Genomic DNA, 15,620 nt, shown 5'->3' with positions numbered 1-15,620 from the left:
CTGTTTCTTCAAACACTGATTGCATTGGTAAACACCAACCGATTGCCGAACGGATCGCTGATGGTCATGTCCTGGCTGCCCCAAGGCATGGCCTGAATCTGTGGGTAGGCGAATCGGTAGCCCTTGGCCAGCAATTGCTGCTGGAACGCTTCCAGCTCATCGGTTTCGATGCGCAGTGCCGAACCCGGCGTAGCGTCGCCTTGGTGCTCGGACAGGTGCAGCACACATTCACCCCGCGACACTTGCAGATAGAGCGGGAAGTTCTCGCCGAACGTGTGCTGCCAGTCGATCGAGAAACCGAGGAAGTCGACATAGAACTCCAGCGCTTTGGCTTCATCGAAGATCCGCAGGATCGGGGTGGTTTTACCGAAGCTCATGGCGCTACTCCCAAACTGAAAGACCCCACTGTAGGCGGGTTGCATGTCAGCGCTTCGGCTTGGTAATGGCTTTCTTTAATTTCACAGTGCCATCATGACGCCTGGATCAAAGGATTGTCCGAACGCATTTACCTGAAGCTGCCGAAGGCTGCGATCTTTTGATCCTCAGCAATCAAACACCTCATTCGCGTAACCGGCCAACTTGCTCTGGATAAAGTCCAGGAAGCACTGGATGCGCAAGGCCAGTTGCGAGTTGCGGTAGTACACCGCGTTGATCGGCTGGCGATAACCACTGTTGGCCTGCGCCAAGAGCAACTTCAGCCGTCCGGCCTTGATGTCATCGATGGTCATGAAGTGCGACAGGCACGCAATGCCCTGCCCCTCCAGCGCCAGATGACGCAGGGTTTCACCGCTGGAAGCGCTGATGTCCGGCTGAATCTCCCAGCGGTCGCCGTGCCCATGGCGCAGCGGCCAGTGGTTGAGGCTTTCGGTCTGGGTGAAGCCCAGCAGCGAGTGGCTGGCCAGTTCCGCAACGGTGGTCGGTGTGCCGTGTTTTGCCAGATACGCAGGGCTGGCGAGGATGTGCAGCGGGCTGCACCCCAAAGAGCGCGCGTGCAGGGTCGAGTCCGCCAACGGCCCGATGCGGATCGCGATGTCGGTACTTTGTTCCAGCAGGTCAATGATCAAGTCGTTGCTGTTGAGTTCCAGCTGGATGTCCGGGTACAGACGGCGGAACTCATCGATATACGGCACGATGGCGTGCAGCATGAACGGCGACGCGGCGTTGATCCGCAGCCGTCCGGAAGGTGTTTTGTGGCGCGAGGACAGGCGCTCTTCGAGTTCGTCCATCTGGTCGAGAATCAGCTTGGCCTGCTCGAAGAAGTACTTGCCCTCTTCGGTCAGGTCCATGCGCCGTGTGGTGCGGTTGATCAACGTGGTGTCGAGCTTGGCCTCCAGACGCGACAGCGTGCGGCTGACCGCCGAGGGCGTTTGCCCGACCTGTTCGGCCGCCGCAGAAATCGAACCGCACTCGATCACGCAGACGAAAATCTGCAACTCATCGGATCTGGCTTTCACGAATGCCCCTTCAATCAAAACAGCTGTGATAGTAGCCGGATGCGGGGCATAACGCAGGTTATGCCGGCAAGTTGAAGACCTGCTTGAGGTGCTGCTCGTAGCGCACAAGGTCGCCTTCAACGTTCGGCCGCTTCATCACGTCAACGCACAGGAAGGTCGGCAGACCGCTCATGCCCAGGAAGGTATTGGCCTTGTGGAACGGGAAGTACACCGCGTCCACGCCTTTGGCTTCGAAGAAGTCGGTCGGGTCGTCGAAGGCTTGCTGCGGTGCGTTCCAGGTCAGCGACAACATGTACTGCTTGCCCTGCAACAGACCGCCGCTGCCGTATTTTTGCGAAGCATCGGAACGGGTCCGACCGTCGCTGGCGTAGAGGCTGCCGTGGCCTTCGGTGAAGACTTCGTCGATGTACTTTTTCACGGTCCAGGGCGCGCCCATCCACCAGCCTGGCATCTGGTAAATGATCACGTCGGCCCAGAGGTACTTGGCGACTTCTTCAGCGATGTCATAGCCCTCGTCGATGTGGGTCACTTTCACGTCGACACCGCCGCGATCCAGCACGCTCAAGGCGGCTTCGTGCAGGGTGGCGTTATAGCGACCGTCGGAGTGGGCGAATTTCTTGCCACCGTTGAGCAACAGAACTTTTTTCATGGGAAGCCTCATCAAGGTCCGATGCGCCGCGCTGTGGATAAGTCGCGGGATCGAGAAGTTTTAAAGTTGATGGCGGCAGGTTATCGATGAGTCCCCCACTGAATAAGCCTGAAGTCGGCAAAATACATTTGACCAAAACGCACGAATCATTAGTAGATTGTTGCCATATAGTTTCCTCAACCCTGACTTGAGGAGTTCTACATGAGCGAACAACACGGTTTCATCCTGCACGCCAAAACCCGTCCGGAAAAAGCTGACGCCTTCGAAGCCCTGTTCCGCGCGTACGTCGAACCCAGTCGCGCCGAGCCTGGCTGCATCGAGTACCACATGCTGCGCGACCAGCAGGACCCGACGCTGTTTATCTTCTACGAGATCTGGCAATCCCGGGCTCATCTGGACGTGCACTCGAACCTGCCACACATGCAGCAGTTTTTCGAAAACCGCATGGATTACCTGGAACACGATTTCGATATCCGCCGCATCGATATGCTCAGCCCGTCGTCGGCCACCCCCTGATAAGCAGATGGCCGACACTAAACCGACGAGTGCCAGCAGGTCCTTGTCTCACGATTGCGTTGGATTCAACGCGGGATTGGCCTTGGTTTTTCTGAAGAACACGCCATAGACCAGCGTAAGGATCAGCAGAAAAGGCACACCAAACACCAAGGTCATTTTGAAGGCTTCGGTGAAGTAGGTGGTGATCATCACCGCGCCCATCAACACCAGCCCCAACAACGTGGTGTAGGGAAACAGCCGCATGCGGAACGACAGTTTCCGCTCGCCATGACGCTCGTGATAGCGACGGAAACAGTAGTGCGTGAGGAAGATCATGAACCAGGTGAAGATCGCGCCGAACATGGAAATCGCCATCATCAAGGTGAAGGAGCTTTCCGGGTACATCACGTTCAACAGCGTCGCCAGCGCAATGCCCGAACTCGACAGCAGCAAGGCATTGAGCGGGATCCCGCTTTTGCTCAACGCGCCCATCGCCTTGGGTGCGTAACCACCACGGGACAGGCTGAACATCATCCGCGTGGTGATATAGAGCTGACTGTTCATCGCCGACAACGCGGCAATCAGAATCACGAAATTCATCACCCCGGTGGCGCCGGGAATACCGATGGTTTGCATGACCGTGACGAACGGACTCTGTGCGTGCCCCGCCTGAATCCACGGCACAATCGCCAACATCAGGGCCAGGGTCAGCAGGTAAAACACCACCAGCCGCACGATGGTTGCGCGAAAGGCTTTCTTCACTGCGCGCTCCGGATCCTGCGCCTCACCGGCCGCCACCGCGATCATCTCCACGCTCAGGTAGCTGAAGATCGACACGATGACCGCCACCCACATTCCTTGCAGACCATTGGGGAAAAACCCGCCGTGGCGGGTGTAGTTGTGCACACCGTAATCCGGATTTCCCGAACCGAACACCACGTACACCGCAAGGATGATAAAACCGACAATCGCGCCGATCTTGATGGTCGAGAACCAATACTCAAAGGTGCCGAAGGTCTTCACGCTGATGGCATTGAGCACGATCAGAACGCTGGAGAACGAGACAATCCAGATCCACTCGGGCACGCTGGCGAACCAGTACTTCATGTACATCGCAACCGCCGTCACCTCAGTGCCGACCGCCAACACAATGGCCGCCCAATAGGCGTAGCGCACCAGGAACCCGGCCAACGGGCTGACATAGAATTCGGCATACGCGCCGAACGAACCCGAGGTCGAGTGGGCCACGGTCATTTCCGCCAGACAGCCCATCAACAGCAGCGTGATAATCGCACCAATCGCATAGCTGAGCAGCACGCTCGGCCCGGCATAGCCGATGGCGTAGGCACTGCCCATGAACAGGCCAGTGCCAATCGCACCGCCAATCGCGATCATGCTCATCTGCCCCGACGTGAGTTGGCGCCTGAGGCCATGCTCACGCTTGGAAATGCTTTCAAAGCCGGTGGTGTCGGTCATTTCTCTGTCCTCTGAATATTGTCTTTTTTGAAGAGAGCACACGGTTCGAAAATGTAAGGCCGTCAGAGGGATCAGGTGACGCTGTGACGAACCTGGAACTGCGCTTGCGCCCAGGTTTTCTGATCGAGAATTTCGCCAAGGATCTGCACCGCATCAAAGACTTCGGTGAAGCTGGTGTACAACGGCGTGAAACCGAAGCGCATGATCCGCGGCTCGCGGTAATCACCGATCACGCCTCGGGCGATCAAGGCCTGGATCACCGCGTAGCCTTGCGGGTGTTCGAAGCTGACATGGCTGCCGCGCTTGGCGTGTTCGCGCGGGGTGATCAGTTTCAAATCGTGAGCGGCGCAGCGCTGCTCGACCAACCGGATAAACAGGTCGGTCAATGCCAGGGATTTACGGCGCAGGCTGGCCATGTCGGTCTGGGCAAAAATCTCCAGGCCGCACTCGACCATGGCCAACGAAGTGATCGGTTGAGTGCCGCACAGGTAGCGCGCGATACCGCTGCTCGGCTCGTAGCCTGACGCCATCTCGAACTGCCGGGAATGCCCGAACCAGCCGGACAACGGTTGCGTGACCAGATCGCACAGTGCCGGCGAGACCCAGACAAACGCTTGCGAACCGGGGCCGCCATTGAGGTACTTGTAGGTGCAGCCGATGGCGTAGTCCGCACCGGCCTCACGCAAGTCGACCGGAACCGCACCGGCGGAATGCGCCAGGTCCCAGATCGCCAGCGCGCCACATTCGTGGGTCAGCGCGGTCAGGGCCTGCATGTCGTGCATGTAGCCGGTCTTGTAGTTGACGTGGGTGAGCATGACCACCGCGGTGTCCTGGTCAATCGCCTGCGCCAGTTCTTGCGGGCTGTCGACCAGACGTAAGGAATAACCCTGTTGCAGCAAATCCATCAGCCCTTCGGCGATGTACAGGTCGGTGGGGAAGTTGCTGCTTTCACTGACAATCACCCGCCGCGTCGGCGCCCGCGTGGCCTGCACGCGCAGGGCCGCGCCGAGGACCTTGAACAGGTTGATCGAGGTGGTGTCGGTGACCACCACTTCGCCTTCACCGGCGCCAATCAGCCCGGCCAGTCGATTGCCCAGACGCTCCGGCAGATCGCGCCAGCCGGCACTGTTCCAGCTGCGGATCAAACCATTGCCCCACTCCTCGGCGATCACCGCTTGAGCACGCTCAAGCGCTGCAATCGGGCGCGCACCGAGGGAATTTCCGTCGAGGTAAATCACGCCGTCGGGAAGCGCAAACTGGTGACGCAGATGAGCCAGGGAATCCTGCGCATCGAGTGCCAGGCAATCGTTTCTTGTGGTCATTGTCGGTCCTGTTCTTGAGATGACATGCCGCCGCTGGATGCGCGGCCTTGGGCATTTTTGCGGCGGCACAATGAGCAAATAATGAACGAAGCTTTGGAGAATTTTCGTGCAAAGTGAAGGGCCATAGCGTAGTTATCTCGAAGATAATTCGAATCCAACTCCAAAAATCGCGGATTTATTCAAGCCATGACGCTCGACTCGACAGACCTGCGGATCCTGCATTACTTGCAGCAGGATGGGCGTATCAGCAATCAGGAACTGGCAGAGAAAGTCGCGCTGTCGCCGTCGGCTTGCCTGCGCCGTTTGCGGCTACTGGAAAGCGAGGGAATCATCACCGGCTATCGCGCGGTGTTGAACGCCGAACGGCTGGGCATCGAACTGGAAGCCATCGTCCATGTATCGTTGCGACAGGACGTCGAAGACTGGCACGAGACGTTTATCAAGAAGGTGCAAGGGTGGCCGGAAGTCGCCACCGCGTACGTGATTACCGGGGCCAGCAACTATGTGCTGCGGGTTCAGGCGCGCAACCTCAAACACTTCTCGGACTTCATCGTCAACAAGCTCAACCGCACGGCGGGGGTGACCGATATTCGCTCGGAAATTGTCCTGCAGAAAATCAAGGAACGCGACGAGCTGCTCGATCTGGTCGTCCGCAAATAAGCCGTTACTGACTGCCTCTGCGTTAAAGCCCGCGCATGCGCCGGGCCTCGTGGCGCTGCAAGGTTGTGCTGGGGGATTCGTCGAACAACTTGCGGTACTCAGCGGAAAAACGCCCCAAGTGGGTGAACCCCCAGCCCATGGCAATTTCCGAGATATTGCGCGCCAGGCCATGCTCAAGAATCTCCTGACGCACCGCGTTCAAGCGGTATTTTTTCAGATAGGCCATCGGTGACAAGGCAAAGTATTTCCTGAACGCTTCGAACAACTTGAACCGCGAAACCCCGGCCGCCGCTTCGATGTCTTCCAGGTGCAGCGCCTCGCGGGCGTTGTCGTGAATGTACTGTTTGGCCCTGATCAGGTAGTGCGGCAACTTCACGCCCAACACGCTCCGCAGCTCATCGGAGTAATTGTTCGGCTGAGCGAGAATCAGGCCTTTGATCAATGAACTTTCGATGTCCCGCGTGAAAGCGACCTGCTCAAACAGCGCGCTGCTGCGCTCAAGCTCAGCGATGAAATACCGCGCCATGCGCCACCACGAGGCCGACGCGCCGTCCACCGCATCCATCACCGACTCGAAACGCAGCGGCGCATCCAGCGGGCGCTGCAACATCCCTTCAAGCGATTCACTCATCGCCGCACGGGTGATCACCACCTGGACCTTGCGACAGTCGCCGGAGATTGCCAGCATCTGGCTTTCATTCGGGGAGATGATCACGCCTTGATCGCGATTGGATTTGAGTAGCGTGCCGTTCTTGCTCAACTCCTGCTCACCGACCAAAGGCAGGCTGAGGCTGTAGCTGCTGAAGTGCTCGGCGTCTTCGATATCGACGGTCACGTCGGTGCCGTATGAGAGTGTGCCCAGGGTCGTGGCCATCGATTTGAAGACGTTGGCCGTGTGATGAAAACGGATCCGCTCGGGCGTCGCGGTTTCGAGACGATGCGGCCCGCAGATACCCGACATCCAGGTCCTCGCCCCCTCAAGGTCATAGCGATCGATACGAATATCGCGAAACTGCGGATCAGCTTTGCTACTCATCACGGCGCACCCACGGCAATATTTTTTCAGCACGCTCTGACGGCGCGCCTCTGACTTGAGTCGAGCAAGTTCCAGACCACTCAACACCTGCGCCAATCCAGTGGATAGCAACCATCGACTAAGTGGATAACGCGGCGGTTCTGGAGCTGGGGCTCACCATCGAACAACACTCAAGGCTGCCCAAGACAGTACCTCAATGCTGCAAACAGGGGCGGCCGTTCATCGCAGGGTGCAGGGGCTTGAGTATTAGCTGCCCAGAGCAGCTTACGGGTGTTACCCCTCTTACTTTGTGGACTGCCTTCGTCGACAAACCGGATAGACCCCTGCCCGCCCCACTCTCTCTAATGAGCGCACCGATTGACCTGAATAAAAAAGGTGCACACCCATGAGTGGCGAAAAAAACCTCGAGCAGTGGAAAACGTTCATTGAAGGCTGCCTGGACTTCCGTCCGGCAGAAGGCGTATTCCGCATCGCTCGGGATATGTTTACCGAGCCGCAGCTGTTCGATCTGGAGATGGAGCTGATCTTCGAGAAGAACTGGATCTACGCCTGCCACGAAAGCGAACTGGCCAACAATCACGACTTCGTCACGATGCGCGCCGGCCGCCAGCCGATGATCATCACCCGTGACGGCGACGGCCAACTCAACGCGCTGATCAACGCCTGCCAGCATCGCGGCACAACGTTGACCCGCGTCGGTAAAGGCAACCAATCGACGTTTACCTGCCCGTTCCACGCCTGGTGCTACAAAAGCGACGGGCGCCTGGTCAAGGTCAAGGCTCCCGGCGAATACCCGGAAGGTTTCGACAAAGCCACACGCGGTCTGAAAAAGGCCCGCATCCAGAGCTACAAGGGCTTTGTGTTCATCAGCCTGGATGTCCACGCTGATAACAGCCTCGAAGACTTCCTCGGCGACGCCAAAGTGTTCTTCGACATGATGGTCGCCCAGTCGCTCACCGGTGAACTGGAAGTGCTGCCCGGCAAGTCGGCCTACACCTACGACGGTAACTGGAAACTGCAGAACGAGAACGGCCTGGACGGCTATCACGTCAGCACGGTCCACTATAACTACGTGGCCACCGTGCAGCACCGCCAGCAGGTCGACAGCGAGAACGGCACCCGCGCCAGCGGCACCCTCGACTACAGCAAACTGGGGGCCGGCGACGCCAATACCGATGACGGTTGGTTTGCCTTCAACAACGGCCACAGCCTGCTGTTCAGTGACATGCCCAACCCGACGGTGCGCTCCGGCTACGCGACGATCATGCCGCGCCTGATCGAGGAACACGGTCAGCAAAAAGCCGAATGGATGATGCATCGGCTGCGCAACCTGAACATCTACCCCAGCCTGTTTTTCCTCGATCAAATCAGCTCACAGCTACGGATCATCCGCCCGGTGGCCTGGAACAAGACCGAGATCATCAGCCAATGCCTGGGCGTGAAAAACGAGTCGGATGCCGATCGGGAAAACCGGATTCGCCAGTTCGAGGACTTCTTCAACGTGTCGGGGCTCGGCACCCCGGATGACCTGGTGGAGTTCCGCGAAGCCCAGCGCGGTTTCCAGGCGCGGCTGGAACGCTGGAGCGATATCTCGCGCGGCAGCCACCAGTGGGCGACCGGCGCCACGCCCAACAGCGAGTCGATCGGCATCGCACCGGCCATGACCGGCACCGAATTCACCCACGAAGGGCTTTACGTCAACCAGCACAGCCACTGGCAGAAATTTCTGCTCGACGGCCTGGACGCGAAATCCCTGAAGCTGCGTGAGGTGTGAACATGAATCCGCAACTGCAGTACCAGATCGAGCAGTTTTTCTACCGCAAATCCGAACTGTGCGACGCCAAGGACTGGGACGCCTACCTCACGCTCTTTGACGAGCAGAGTGAGTTCCACCTGCCGCAATGGGACTCCGAGCACGTCTATACCCGCGACCCCAAGCGCGAAATGTCGCTGATCTACTACGCCAACCGCTCGGGCCTGGAGGACCGCGTGTTCCGCCTGCGCACCGGTAAAGCCGCGTCGGCCACGCCGATGCCGCGCACCCTGCACCTGATCAACAACGTGCGGATCAGCGAACTCGAAACGGGTGAGCTGGAGGTGCGGCTGAACTGGCACACCTTGTTCTATCGCCTGGCCACGTCCGAGCAGTTTTACGGGACCGCGACCTATCGCCTCAAGCCTCACGCAGACAGCTGGATGATTACCCGCAAACACGTGTTGCTGCTCAACGACACCATCAACTCGGTGCTCGATTTCTATCACCTCTGAATCCATGGAGACCGGGGCATGAACCACAAGGTTGCGTTCAGTTTTGCCGATGGCAAAACACTGTTCTTTCCCGTGCAGGCCAACGAAATACTGCTCGACGCCGCCCTGCGCAACGGCATCAATATTCCGCTGGATTGCCGCGAAGGTGTCTGCGGAACCTGTCAGGGTCGCTGTGAATCCGGCGACTACAGCCAGGATTATGTGGATGAAGAAGCCCTCAGCAGTCACGACCTGCAACAACGCAAGATGCTCACTTGTCAGACGCGGGTGAAGTCCGACGCCGCGTTCTATTTCGACTTCGCCTCCAGCCTGTGCAATGCCGCAGGGCCGGAACAACTCAGCGGTACGGTCACGCATGTCCGCCAAGTCTCGGCCAATACCGCAATCCTGCATCTGGATTTGGGCGCGGCCAACCAGCCACTGGATTTCCTGCCGGGGCAATACGCCCGTTTGCTGATCCCGGGGACCACGAGCAAACGCTCCTACTCGTTCGCCAACCGCCCGAGCAGCAGCAATCAGCTGCAATTTCTGATTCGCCTGTTACCTGACGGGGTCATGAGTCATTACATTCGTGAACGCTGCCAGGTCGGCGATGAAATCGCTCTGGAAGCACCGTTGGGCGCGTTCTATCTTCGCCACATCGCCCGGCCGCTGATTCTGGTGGCCGGCGGCACCGGACTGTCCGCGCTGCTGGGCATGCTCGACGAAATCGTTGCGCGCGGTTGCGATCAGCCTGTGCACTTGTTCTACGGCGTTCGGGACGCTGCCGATCTGTGCGAAAGCGAACGGATCAGTGCCTATGCTCAACGCATTCCGGGGTTTCGCTACACCCCTGTGGTCAGCGATCCGTCTGCGGATTGGGACGGAAAACGCGGCTATATCGCCGAGCACTTCGATGCCAGCGAGCTGCGCGGCGCCGCGCTCGACATGTACGTTTGCGGGCCACCGCCGATGGTCGAGTCGATCAAGCGCTGGTTGCAGGCGCAAACCCTGGACAATGTGCAGCTGTACGACGAAAAGTTCACTGAAAGTAATGTCTGAGGCTCACAAACGCGCGGTAATTGAATAAGCTGTCGACCTGTAACAAAGGCTGACCATAACAACGAGAAGGTAACCCGATGGCGGATGAACTACAGCAACAGGGCGTACTCAAGCGAGGGCTGAAAAACCGGCATATTCAGCTGATCGCATTGGGCGGCGCGATCGGTACAGGGCTGTTTCTCGGCTCTGCCGGCGTGCTCAAATCGGCGGGCCCGTCGATGATCCTTGGCTATGCCATTGCCGGCTTTATCGCCTTTCTGATCATGCGCCAGCTGGGAGAGATGATTGTCGAAGAGCCAGTCGCCGGCTCCTTCAGCCATTTCGCTCACAATTACTGGGGTAGTTTTGCCGGCTTCCTGTCCGGCTGGAACTACTGGGTGCTGTATGTACTGGTGGGCATGGCGGAGCTGACCGCCGTGGGCAAGTACGTGCAGTTCTGGTGGCCCGAGGTCCCGACCTGGGTCAGCGCGGCGGTGTTCTTCGTACTGGTCAACCTGATCAATACGATGAACGTCAAAGTCTTCGGTGAAATGGAGTTCTGGTTCGCCATCATCAAGGTCGTGGCGATCATCGGCATGATTGCCCTCGGCTGCTACATGCTGGTCAGCGGCACGGGTGGCCCGCAGGCCTCGGTGAGCAACCTGTGGAGCCACGGCGGTTTCTTCCCCAACGGCACCAGCGGTCTACTGATGTCGATGGCGTTCATCATGTTCTCCTTTGGTGGCCTGGAGCTGGTCGGTATTACCGCTGCTGAAGCCAGCGAACCGAGGAAAGTCATTCCCAAGGCGATCAATCAGGTGGTTTACCGCGTGTTGATCTTCTATGTCGGCGCACTCACCGTGCTGCTGTCGCTGTACCCATGGGACCAACTGCTACAGACACTGAGCGCTTCCGGCGATGCCTACAGCGGCAGTCCGTTTGTGCAGATTTTCGCCTTGATCGGCAGCAACACTGCGGCGCAAATCCTCAACTTTGTAGTGCTCACCGCGGCGCTCTCGGTCTACAACAGCGGCGTCTACTGCAACAGCCGCATGCTCTACGGCCTGGCGGAACAGGGCGATGCCCCCAAGGCGCTGATGAAGCTGAACAAACAGGGCGTACCGTTACTGGCGCTGGGCGTATCGGCGCTGATCACCCTGTTGTGCGTGGTGGTCAACTACGTCGCCCCGAATGAAGCGCTGGAGTTGCTGTTCGCGCTGGTGGTCGCCTCGTTGATGATCAACTGGGCGATGATCAGCCTGACCCACCTGAAGTTTCGCAAGGCCATGGGCCAACGCGGCATCGTCCCGGGCTTCAAGGCCTTCTGGTCGCCGTACACCAATTACCTGTGCCTGGCCTTCATGGCCATGATCATCTACGTGATGCTGCTGATTCCAGGCGTACGCGCGTCGGTCTATGCCATTCCGGTCTGGGTGCTGATCTTGTTTGTGTTCTACCGGATTCGGGTCGCACGAACCCGCGCGTTGTCGGTTGCTCAATAGCCTTCAGCCAGTCGACAAAAAGCCCCGGCATTCTGTGAATGCCGGGGCTTTTTATTGATATCCAAGCCTGTCAGGCCAGGGTTTTTACCCCCCGCCTACACCCGGTAAGGCCAACGATAAACCCCTTCAAAGCACCCACCAGTGCGTAGGCACCATCAATCATCCTGACGTAGGACGGTCATGTAGAAGACTTCCACAGAAAACTTGTCGCAAATTGTGATTCAATACGAAAATTAATCAAGAAAACCGATCTTGATAAAGCCTGCCTGTACACGAAAGACAATTTTGCATATTGCGACAAGGATGATTTTCCATGCTGAACCCCTATCTTCTTGGACTGGACGCCCCTGTGGTATGGGATACGCAGCTAGCATTTCTCCATCTGAACCAACTCAATCAAGCCGATACCAAGCGCACAGCCGAACGGCGACTGCACGAGCTTGAACTCCTGCCTCCCGAGCTAAGCGCGCAGAACCTGAGCGACGAACTCGGACGCCAGCCGACGCCATCGGTCCTGACCTGGGAGATTGAAAAGGCGCGCACAAAACGCAAGTTGGTACTTTTTGCTCAGGTGCTCCGCGCCGCTAATGGCGAGGAGTTCTTGCATGCTAACGATGCCCGGGGAGCTCGCTACTGGCTGCCACTCGGCACTCACGTAGTTGATGCGCAGCAGCTCACGAGCGCACTGCAACGCCTGCAAGAGCATATTGCCAAGAGCATCGTTATCTTTCCAAGCGGTCGCCTGGTTGCTGTTTGCAGGCAAGCCGACGCTCCAGCCGGTGTCGAATTGGGGCTACTGGGTTTCTCCGCCCTGCTGGATGAAAGCAGTCGAACCGGCGCTGTCGATACATTGAAAGTGCGCACACCCCACCTCAAGCGCCTTGAAGCTGAAAGCCTGCAGATCATTCGTGAAGCGGTTGCCGAGGCCGAAAACCCCGCCATGCTTTACTCCATGGGTAAAGACAGCGCGGTAATGCTGCACTTGGCTCGCAAGGCCTTTTATCCTTCGCCGCCGCCATTCCCACTGCTGCATGTAGACACGCGCTGGAAGTTTCAAGAGATGTACATGTTTCGCGACTTCATGGCGCGTGAAAGCGGCATGGATCTGCTTGTACATATCAACCCGGAGGCCATTAGCAAAGACATCAATCCCTTCGATCATGGCTCGGCGCTGCATACCGACATCACCAAGACCGAAGGACTGAAGCAAGCACTGGATAAATACAAGTTTGACGTCGCATTCGGTGGCGCACGCCGGGATGAAGAAAAGTCGCGTGCAAAGGAACGCATCTTTTCGTTCCGTACCCAGAGCCATCACTGGGATCCGAAACAGCAGCGACCAGAGCTGTGGAATATCTACAACTCGCGCAAAAACCAGGGTGAGAGTATTCGCGTCTTCCCGCTATCCAATTGGACAGAACTCGATATCTGGCAATACATCTACCAGGAAAATATCCCGTTAGTGCCTCTGCACTTCGCCAAGGAGAGACCTGTTGTAGTACGCAACGGCATGACACTCATGGTTGATGACGCGCGCATGACCCTGTTGCCAGGCGAGAAGATTGAAGCCAGGAACATTCGCTTTCGCACCCTTGGCTGCTATCCCCTGACCGGTGCAGTGGAATCGAATGCCATCACCATAGCTGACATTTTGCTGGAGTTACTCGGATCCACTCGTTCCGAAAGACAAGGGCGAGCCATTGATAGCGACAGCTCGTCCAGCATGGAAAAGAAAAAACAGGAAGGCTACTTCTGATGGAACCGAAAGCACAAACAACAAACACCAGTAAGCCCTCGACGATTGAGGCCTACCTTGAACAGCAACAAGGTCAAGACCTGCTGCGTTTCATAACGTGCGGCAGCGTCGATGACGGCAAAAGCACACTGATTGGACGCCTGCTATGGGACGCCCAACAACTGACTGACGATCAGTTGGCAGCCCTGAAAAACGAATCGAAAAAGTACGGCACCCAAGGTGCTGACATTGACTTCGCCTTGCTCGTCGATGGGTTGTCGGCAGAGCGCGAACAGGGCATCACCATCGATGTGGCCTACCGTTTTTTTGCTACCAGCAAGCGCAAGTTCATCGTTGCCGATACGCCCGGTCACGAGCAGTACACGCGCAATATGGTCACCGGCGCTTCAACCGCAGACGTGGCGGTCATCCTGATAGATGCCCGGCAAGGTGTACTGACACAGACGCGCCGGCATGCGTACCTGGTATCGCTGATGGGTATTCGCCACGTGGTGCTTGCGGTGAACAAGATGGACCTGGTCAGCTTTGACGCCGCCATTTTTCAGCGCACCGTTGATACCTTCCAACAATTCGCGCAAACACTGGGCTTTGAAAGGGTAACGCCCATTCCGCTGAGCGCGCTAAAGGGAGACAACGTCACTCGGCGCTCGGCAAACACGCCTTGGTATTCCGGGCCGACACTGATGGGCTGCCTGGAAACGATAGAAATCAACACTCCAAAATCCGAGCGTTTGGTGTTTCCAGTGCAGTGGGTAAATCGACCTGATGCTTCGTTTCGCGGGTTCAGCGGTTATGTCGGTGAGGGGCAGGTCCGCGTAGGCGATGAGGTTCGTGTCACCCGCTCCGGGCAAACGGCGACGGTAGCCGATATTGTCAGCATGGACGGTCCGATGCAGGAAGCCCATTGTGGCGATGCCGTTACGTTAAAGCTCAGCAAAGAAATTGACGTCTCCCGAGGCGATATTATTTCCCTGAGCCAACGCCCGCTGGAAGTGACCGACCAGTTTGAGGCAACACTGGTATGGATGAATGAAGAGGCTGGACTGAGCGGTCGTAGTTACGACATCAAATTGGCTACGCAGTGGGCATCCGCATCGATCACTGGCATCAAGTACCGAGTGGACATCAATACCCTCGCCCATGGCGCCAGCAAGCATTTATCGCTGAATGACATCAGCGTATGCACGCTCGCCATCAGCAAACCGTTGGTATTTGACAGCTATCAGCACTCTAAAACGCTAGGCAGCTTTATTCTGGTTGATCGAATCAGCAATGCCACTGTTGCTGCGGGAATGATCACCCACACCCTGCGGCGCGCGCAAAATGTGCATAAACAAGCGCTGTCGATCACTCGCGACAACCGGGAAAAGCTCAACGGCCACAAAGGTAAGGTCATCTGGTTTACCGGTCTCTCCGGCTCGGGAAAATCGACACTCGCGAACGCACTTGAAGTTGAGCTGCATGCACGCGGTCACCGAACCTACATCCTCGACGGCGACAACGTGCGCCAAGGGCTCAACAAAGATCTTGGGTTTACCGATGCAGACCGCGTAGAGAATATTCGGCGCATCGCCGAAGTGGCCAAACTGATGATGGATGCCGGGCTTGTTGTCATGGCCGCATTTATCTCCCCGTTCAGAAGAGAACGGCAAATGGCACGAGAACTGATTGGGGAGGAGAACTTTGTGGAAGTGTATGTCAACACACCATTGGAGGTGTGCGAGCAGCGGGATGTGAAGGGGCTCTATAAGAAGGCCAGATCGGGGCAGCTGCCGAACTTGTCGGGGGTGGGTAGCCCTTATGAACCGCCCCATGCTGCCGAGATTGAAATAGAGGCGAATGAAATGACCATTGGCGAATCCATCGCCAAGGTCGTAGAAGCCATGAAACCATGAGTTTTTTTACAGCACGCCGTTTGCAAGGCTTGTTGAAGAACACGAAAAGCACCGACTCGAACGCTACCACTTTAATTTCTACCAGGG

The 15,620-nt window shown here is 57.4% G+C and carries 14 protein-coding genes; 8 read left to right on the top strand and 6 right to left on the bottom strand.

Going from position 1 to position 15,620, the window contains the following annotated elements:
- Positions 1 to 8 precede the first annotated feature (8 nt).
- The 3 genes from AC1RPZ_RS08120 to mdaB all read right to left on the bottom strand — a co-directional run bounded on the left by AC1RPZ_RS08120 (position 9) and on the right by mdaB (position 2,103).
- On the bottom strand, positions 9 to 377 hold the full coding sequence (locus AC1RPZ_RS08120) for a glyoxalase superfamily protein (RefSeq protein WP_493136502.1): 369 nt from the start codon (positions 375 to 377) through the stop codon (positions 9 to 11).
- Positions 378 to 542: 165 nt separating this feature from the next.
- On the bottom strand, positions 543 to 1,454 hold the full coding sequence (locus AC1RPZ_RS08115; protein WP_493136500.1) for a LysR substrate-binding domain-containing protein: 912 nt from the start codon (positions 1,452 to 1,454) through the stop codon (positions 543 to 545).
- Between the two features lie 58 nt (positions 1,455 to 1,512).
- Complete coding sequence (gene mdaB / locus AC1RPZ_RS08110) at positions 1,513 to 2,103, bottom strand: NADPH:quinone oxidoreductase MdaB (protein WP_493136499.1); 591 nt, start codon at positions 2,101 to 2,103, stop codon at positions 1,513 to 1,515.
- Between the two features lie 201 nt (positions 2,104 to 2,304).
- Here mdaB and AC1RPZ_RS08105 point away from each other — a divergent pair, with 201 nt between their 5' ends.
- Entirely contained in the window at positions 2,305 to 2,619 is a 315-nt protein-coding gene (locus AC1RPZ_RS08105) for a putative quinol monooxygenase (RefSeq protein WP_493136498.1), read from the top strand.
- A 48-nt stretch (positions 2,620 to 2,667) separates the two neighbouring features.
- Here AC1RPZ_RS08105 and AC1RPZ_RS08100 read toward each other — a convergent pair whose 3' ends face one another.
- Both AC1RPZ_RS08100 and kynU read right to left on the bottom strand, forming a co-directional pair.
- Positions 2,668 to 4,074: an amino acid permease gene (locus AC1RPZ_RS08100; RefSeq protein ID WP_493136496.1), complete on the bottom strand. Its 1,407-nt coding sequence runs from the start codon at positions 4,072 to 4,074 to the stop codon at positions 2,668 to 2,670.
- 71 nt (positions 4,075 to 4,145) lie between these two features.
- On the bottom strand, positions 4,146 to 5,396 hold the full coding sequence (kynU, locus tag AC1RPZ_RS08095) for a kynureninase (protein ID WP_493136494.1): 1,251 nt from the start codon (positions 5,394 to 5,396) through the stop codon (positions 4,146 to 4,148).
- 186 nt (positions 5,397 to 5,582) lie between these two features.
- Here kynU and AC1RPZ_RS08090 point away from each other — a divergent pair, with 186 nt between their 5' ends.
- The gene (locus AC1RPZ_RS08090) at positions 5,583 to 6,056 is read left to right on the top strand and encodes an Lrp/AsnC family transcriptional regulator (protein WP_493136493.1); all 474 of its coding nucleotides are present in this window, start codon (positions 5,583 to 5,585) and stop codon (positions 6,054 to 6,056) included.
- A gap of 22 nt (positions 6,057 to 6,078) precedes the next feature.
- On the opposite strand, the gene AC1RPZ_RS08085 is transcribed toward AC1RPZ_RS08090, so the two are convergent.
- Complete coding sequence (locus AC1RPZ_RS08085; protein ID WP_493136491.1) at positions 6,079 to 7,092, bottom strand: cupin domain-containing protein; 1,014 nt, start codon at positions 7,090 to 7,092, stop codon at positions 6,079 to 6,081.
- Positions 7,093 to 7,477: 385 nt separating this feature from the next.
- Between AC1RPZ_RS08085 and antA the strand changes: the two genes are divergently transcribed.
- The 6 genes from antA (at position 7,478) to cysN (ending at position 15,533) form a co-directional block, all read left to right on the top strand.
- Positions 7,478 to 8,866 carry an anthranilate 1,2-dioxygenase large subunit gene (antA, locus tag AC1RPZ_RS08080; RefSeq protein ID WP_493136490.1) on the top strand — a complete coding sequence of 463 codons (1,389 nt, stop codon included), beginning with the start codon at positions 7,478 to 7,480 and terminating at the stop codon, positions 8,864 to 8,866.
- Positions 8,867 to 8,868: 2 nt separating this feature from the next.
- Positions 8,869 to 9,360, top strand: coding sequence for an anthranilate 1,2-dioxygenase small subunit (gene antB, locus AC1RPZ_RS08075; RefSeq protein WP_493136488.1), 492 nt, complete (start codon positions 8,869 to 8,871; stop codon positions 9,358 to 9,360).
- Between the two features lie 18 nt (positions 9,361 to 9,378).
- On the top strand, positions 9,379 to 10,401 hold the full coding sequence (antC, locus tag AC1RPZ_RS08070; protein WP_493136487.1) for an anthranilate 1,2-dioxygenase electron transfer component AntC: 1,023 nt from the start codon (positions 9,379 to 9,381) through the stop codon (positions 10,399 to 10,401).
- Between the two features lie 77 nt (positions 10,402 to 10,478).
- On the top strand, positions 10,479 to 11,882 hold the full coding sequence (locus AC1RPZ_RS08065) for an amino acid permease (RefSeq protein WP_493136485.1): 1,404 nt from the start codon (positions 10,479 to 10,481) through the stop codon (positions 11,880 to 11,882).
- Positions 11,883 to 12,195: 313 nt separating this feature from the next.
- Positions 12,196 to 13,638: a sulfate adenylyltransferase subunit CysD gene (gene cysD, locus AC1RPZ_RS08060; RefSeq protein ID WP_493136483.1), complete on the top strand. Its 1,443-nt coding sequence runs from the start codon at positions 12,196 to 12,198 to the stop codon at positions 13,636 to 13,638.
- Positions 13,638 to 15,533 carry a sulfate adenylyltransferase subunit CysN gene (cysN, locus tag AC1RPZ_RS08055; RefSeq protein WP_493136482.1) on the top strand — a complete coding sequence of 632 codons (1,896 nt, stop codon included), beginning with the start codon at positions 13,638 to 13,640 and terminating at the stop codon, positions 15,531 to 15,533. Before cysD ends, cysN begins: the two co-directional genes overlap by 1 nt.
- The last annotated feature ends 87 nt before the right edge of the window (positions 15,534 to 15,620 follow it).

The organism is Pseudomonas sp. GW822-FHT02D10 (assembly GCF_058802345.1).
Note: the sequence above shows the minus strand (reverse complement) of the source record. Positions and strands in the feature narration are given on the sequence as shown.

Coding starts and splice junctions, on each gene's coding strand:
- AC1RPZ_RS08120 (WP_493136502.1), bottom strand. CDS start 377: ATGAGCTTCGGTAAAACCACCCCGATCCTGCGGATCTTCGATGAAGCC.
- mdaB (WP_493136499.1), bottom strand. CDS start 2,103: ATGAAAAAAGTTCTGTTGCTCAACGGTGGCAAGAAATTCGCCCACTCC.
- AC1RPZ_RS08105 (WP_493136498.1), top strand. CDS start 2,305: ATGAGCGAACAACACGGTTTCATCCTGCACGCCAAAACCCGTCCGGAA.
- AC1RPZ_RS08100 (WP_493136496.1), bottom strand. CDS start 4,074: ATGACCGACACCACCGGCTTTGAAAGCATTTCCAAGCGTGAGCATGGC.
- kynU (WP_493136494.1), bottom strand. CDS start 5,396: ATGACCACAAGAAACGATTGCCTGGCACTCGATGCGCAGGATTCCCTG.
- AC1RPZ_RS08090 (WP_493136493.1), top strand. CDS start 5,583: ATGACGCTCGACTCGACAGACCTGCGGATCCTGCATTACTTGCAGCAG.
- AC1RPZ_RS08085 (WP_493136491.1), bottom strand. CDS start 7,092: ATGAGTAGCAAAGCTGATCCGCAGTTTCGCGATATTCGTATCGATCGC.
- antA (WP_493136490.1), top strand. CDS start 7,478: ATGAGTGGCGAAAAAAACCTCGAGCAGTGGAAAACGTTCATTGAAGGC.
- antB (WP_493136488.1), top strand. CDS start 8,869: ATGAATCCGCAACTGCAGTACCAGATCGAGCAGTTTTTCTACCGCAAA.
- antC (WP_493136487.1), top strand. CDS start 9,379: ATGAACCACAAGGTTGCGTTCAGTTTTGCCGATGGCAAAACACTGTTC.
- AC1RPZ_RS08065 (WP_493136485.1), top strand. CDS start 10,479: ATGGCGGATGAACTACAGCAACAGGGCGTACTCAAGCGAGGGCTGAAA.
- cysD (WP_493136483.1), top strand. CDS start 12,196: ATGCTGAACCCCTATCTTCTTGGACTGGACGCCCCTGTGGTATGGGAT.
- cysN (WP_493136482.1), top strand. CDS start 13,638: ATGGAACCGAAAGCACAAACAACAAACACCAGTAAGCCCTCGACGATT.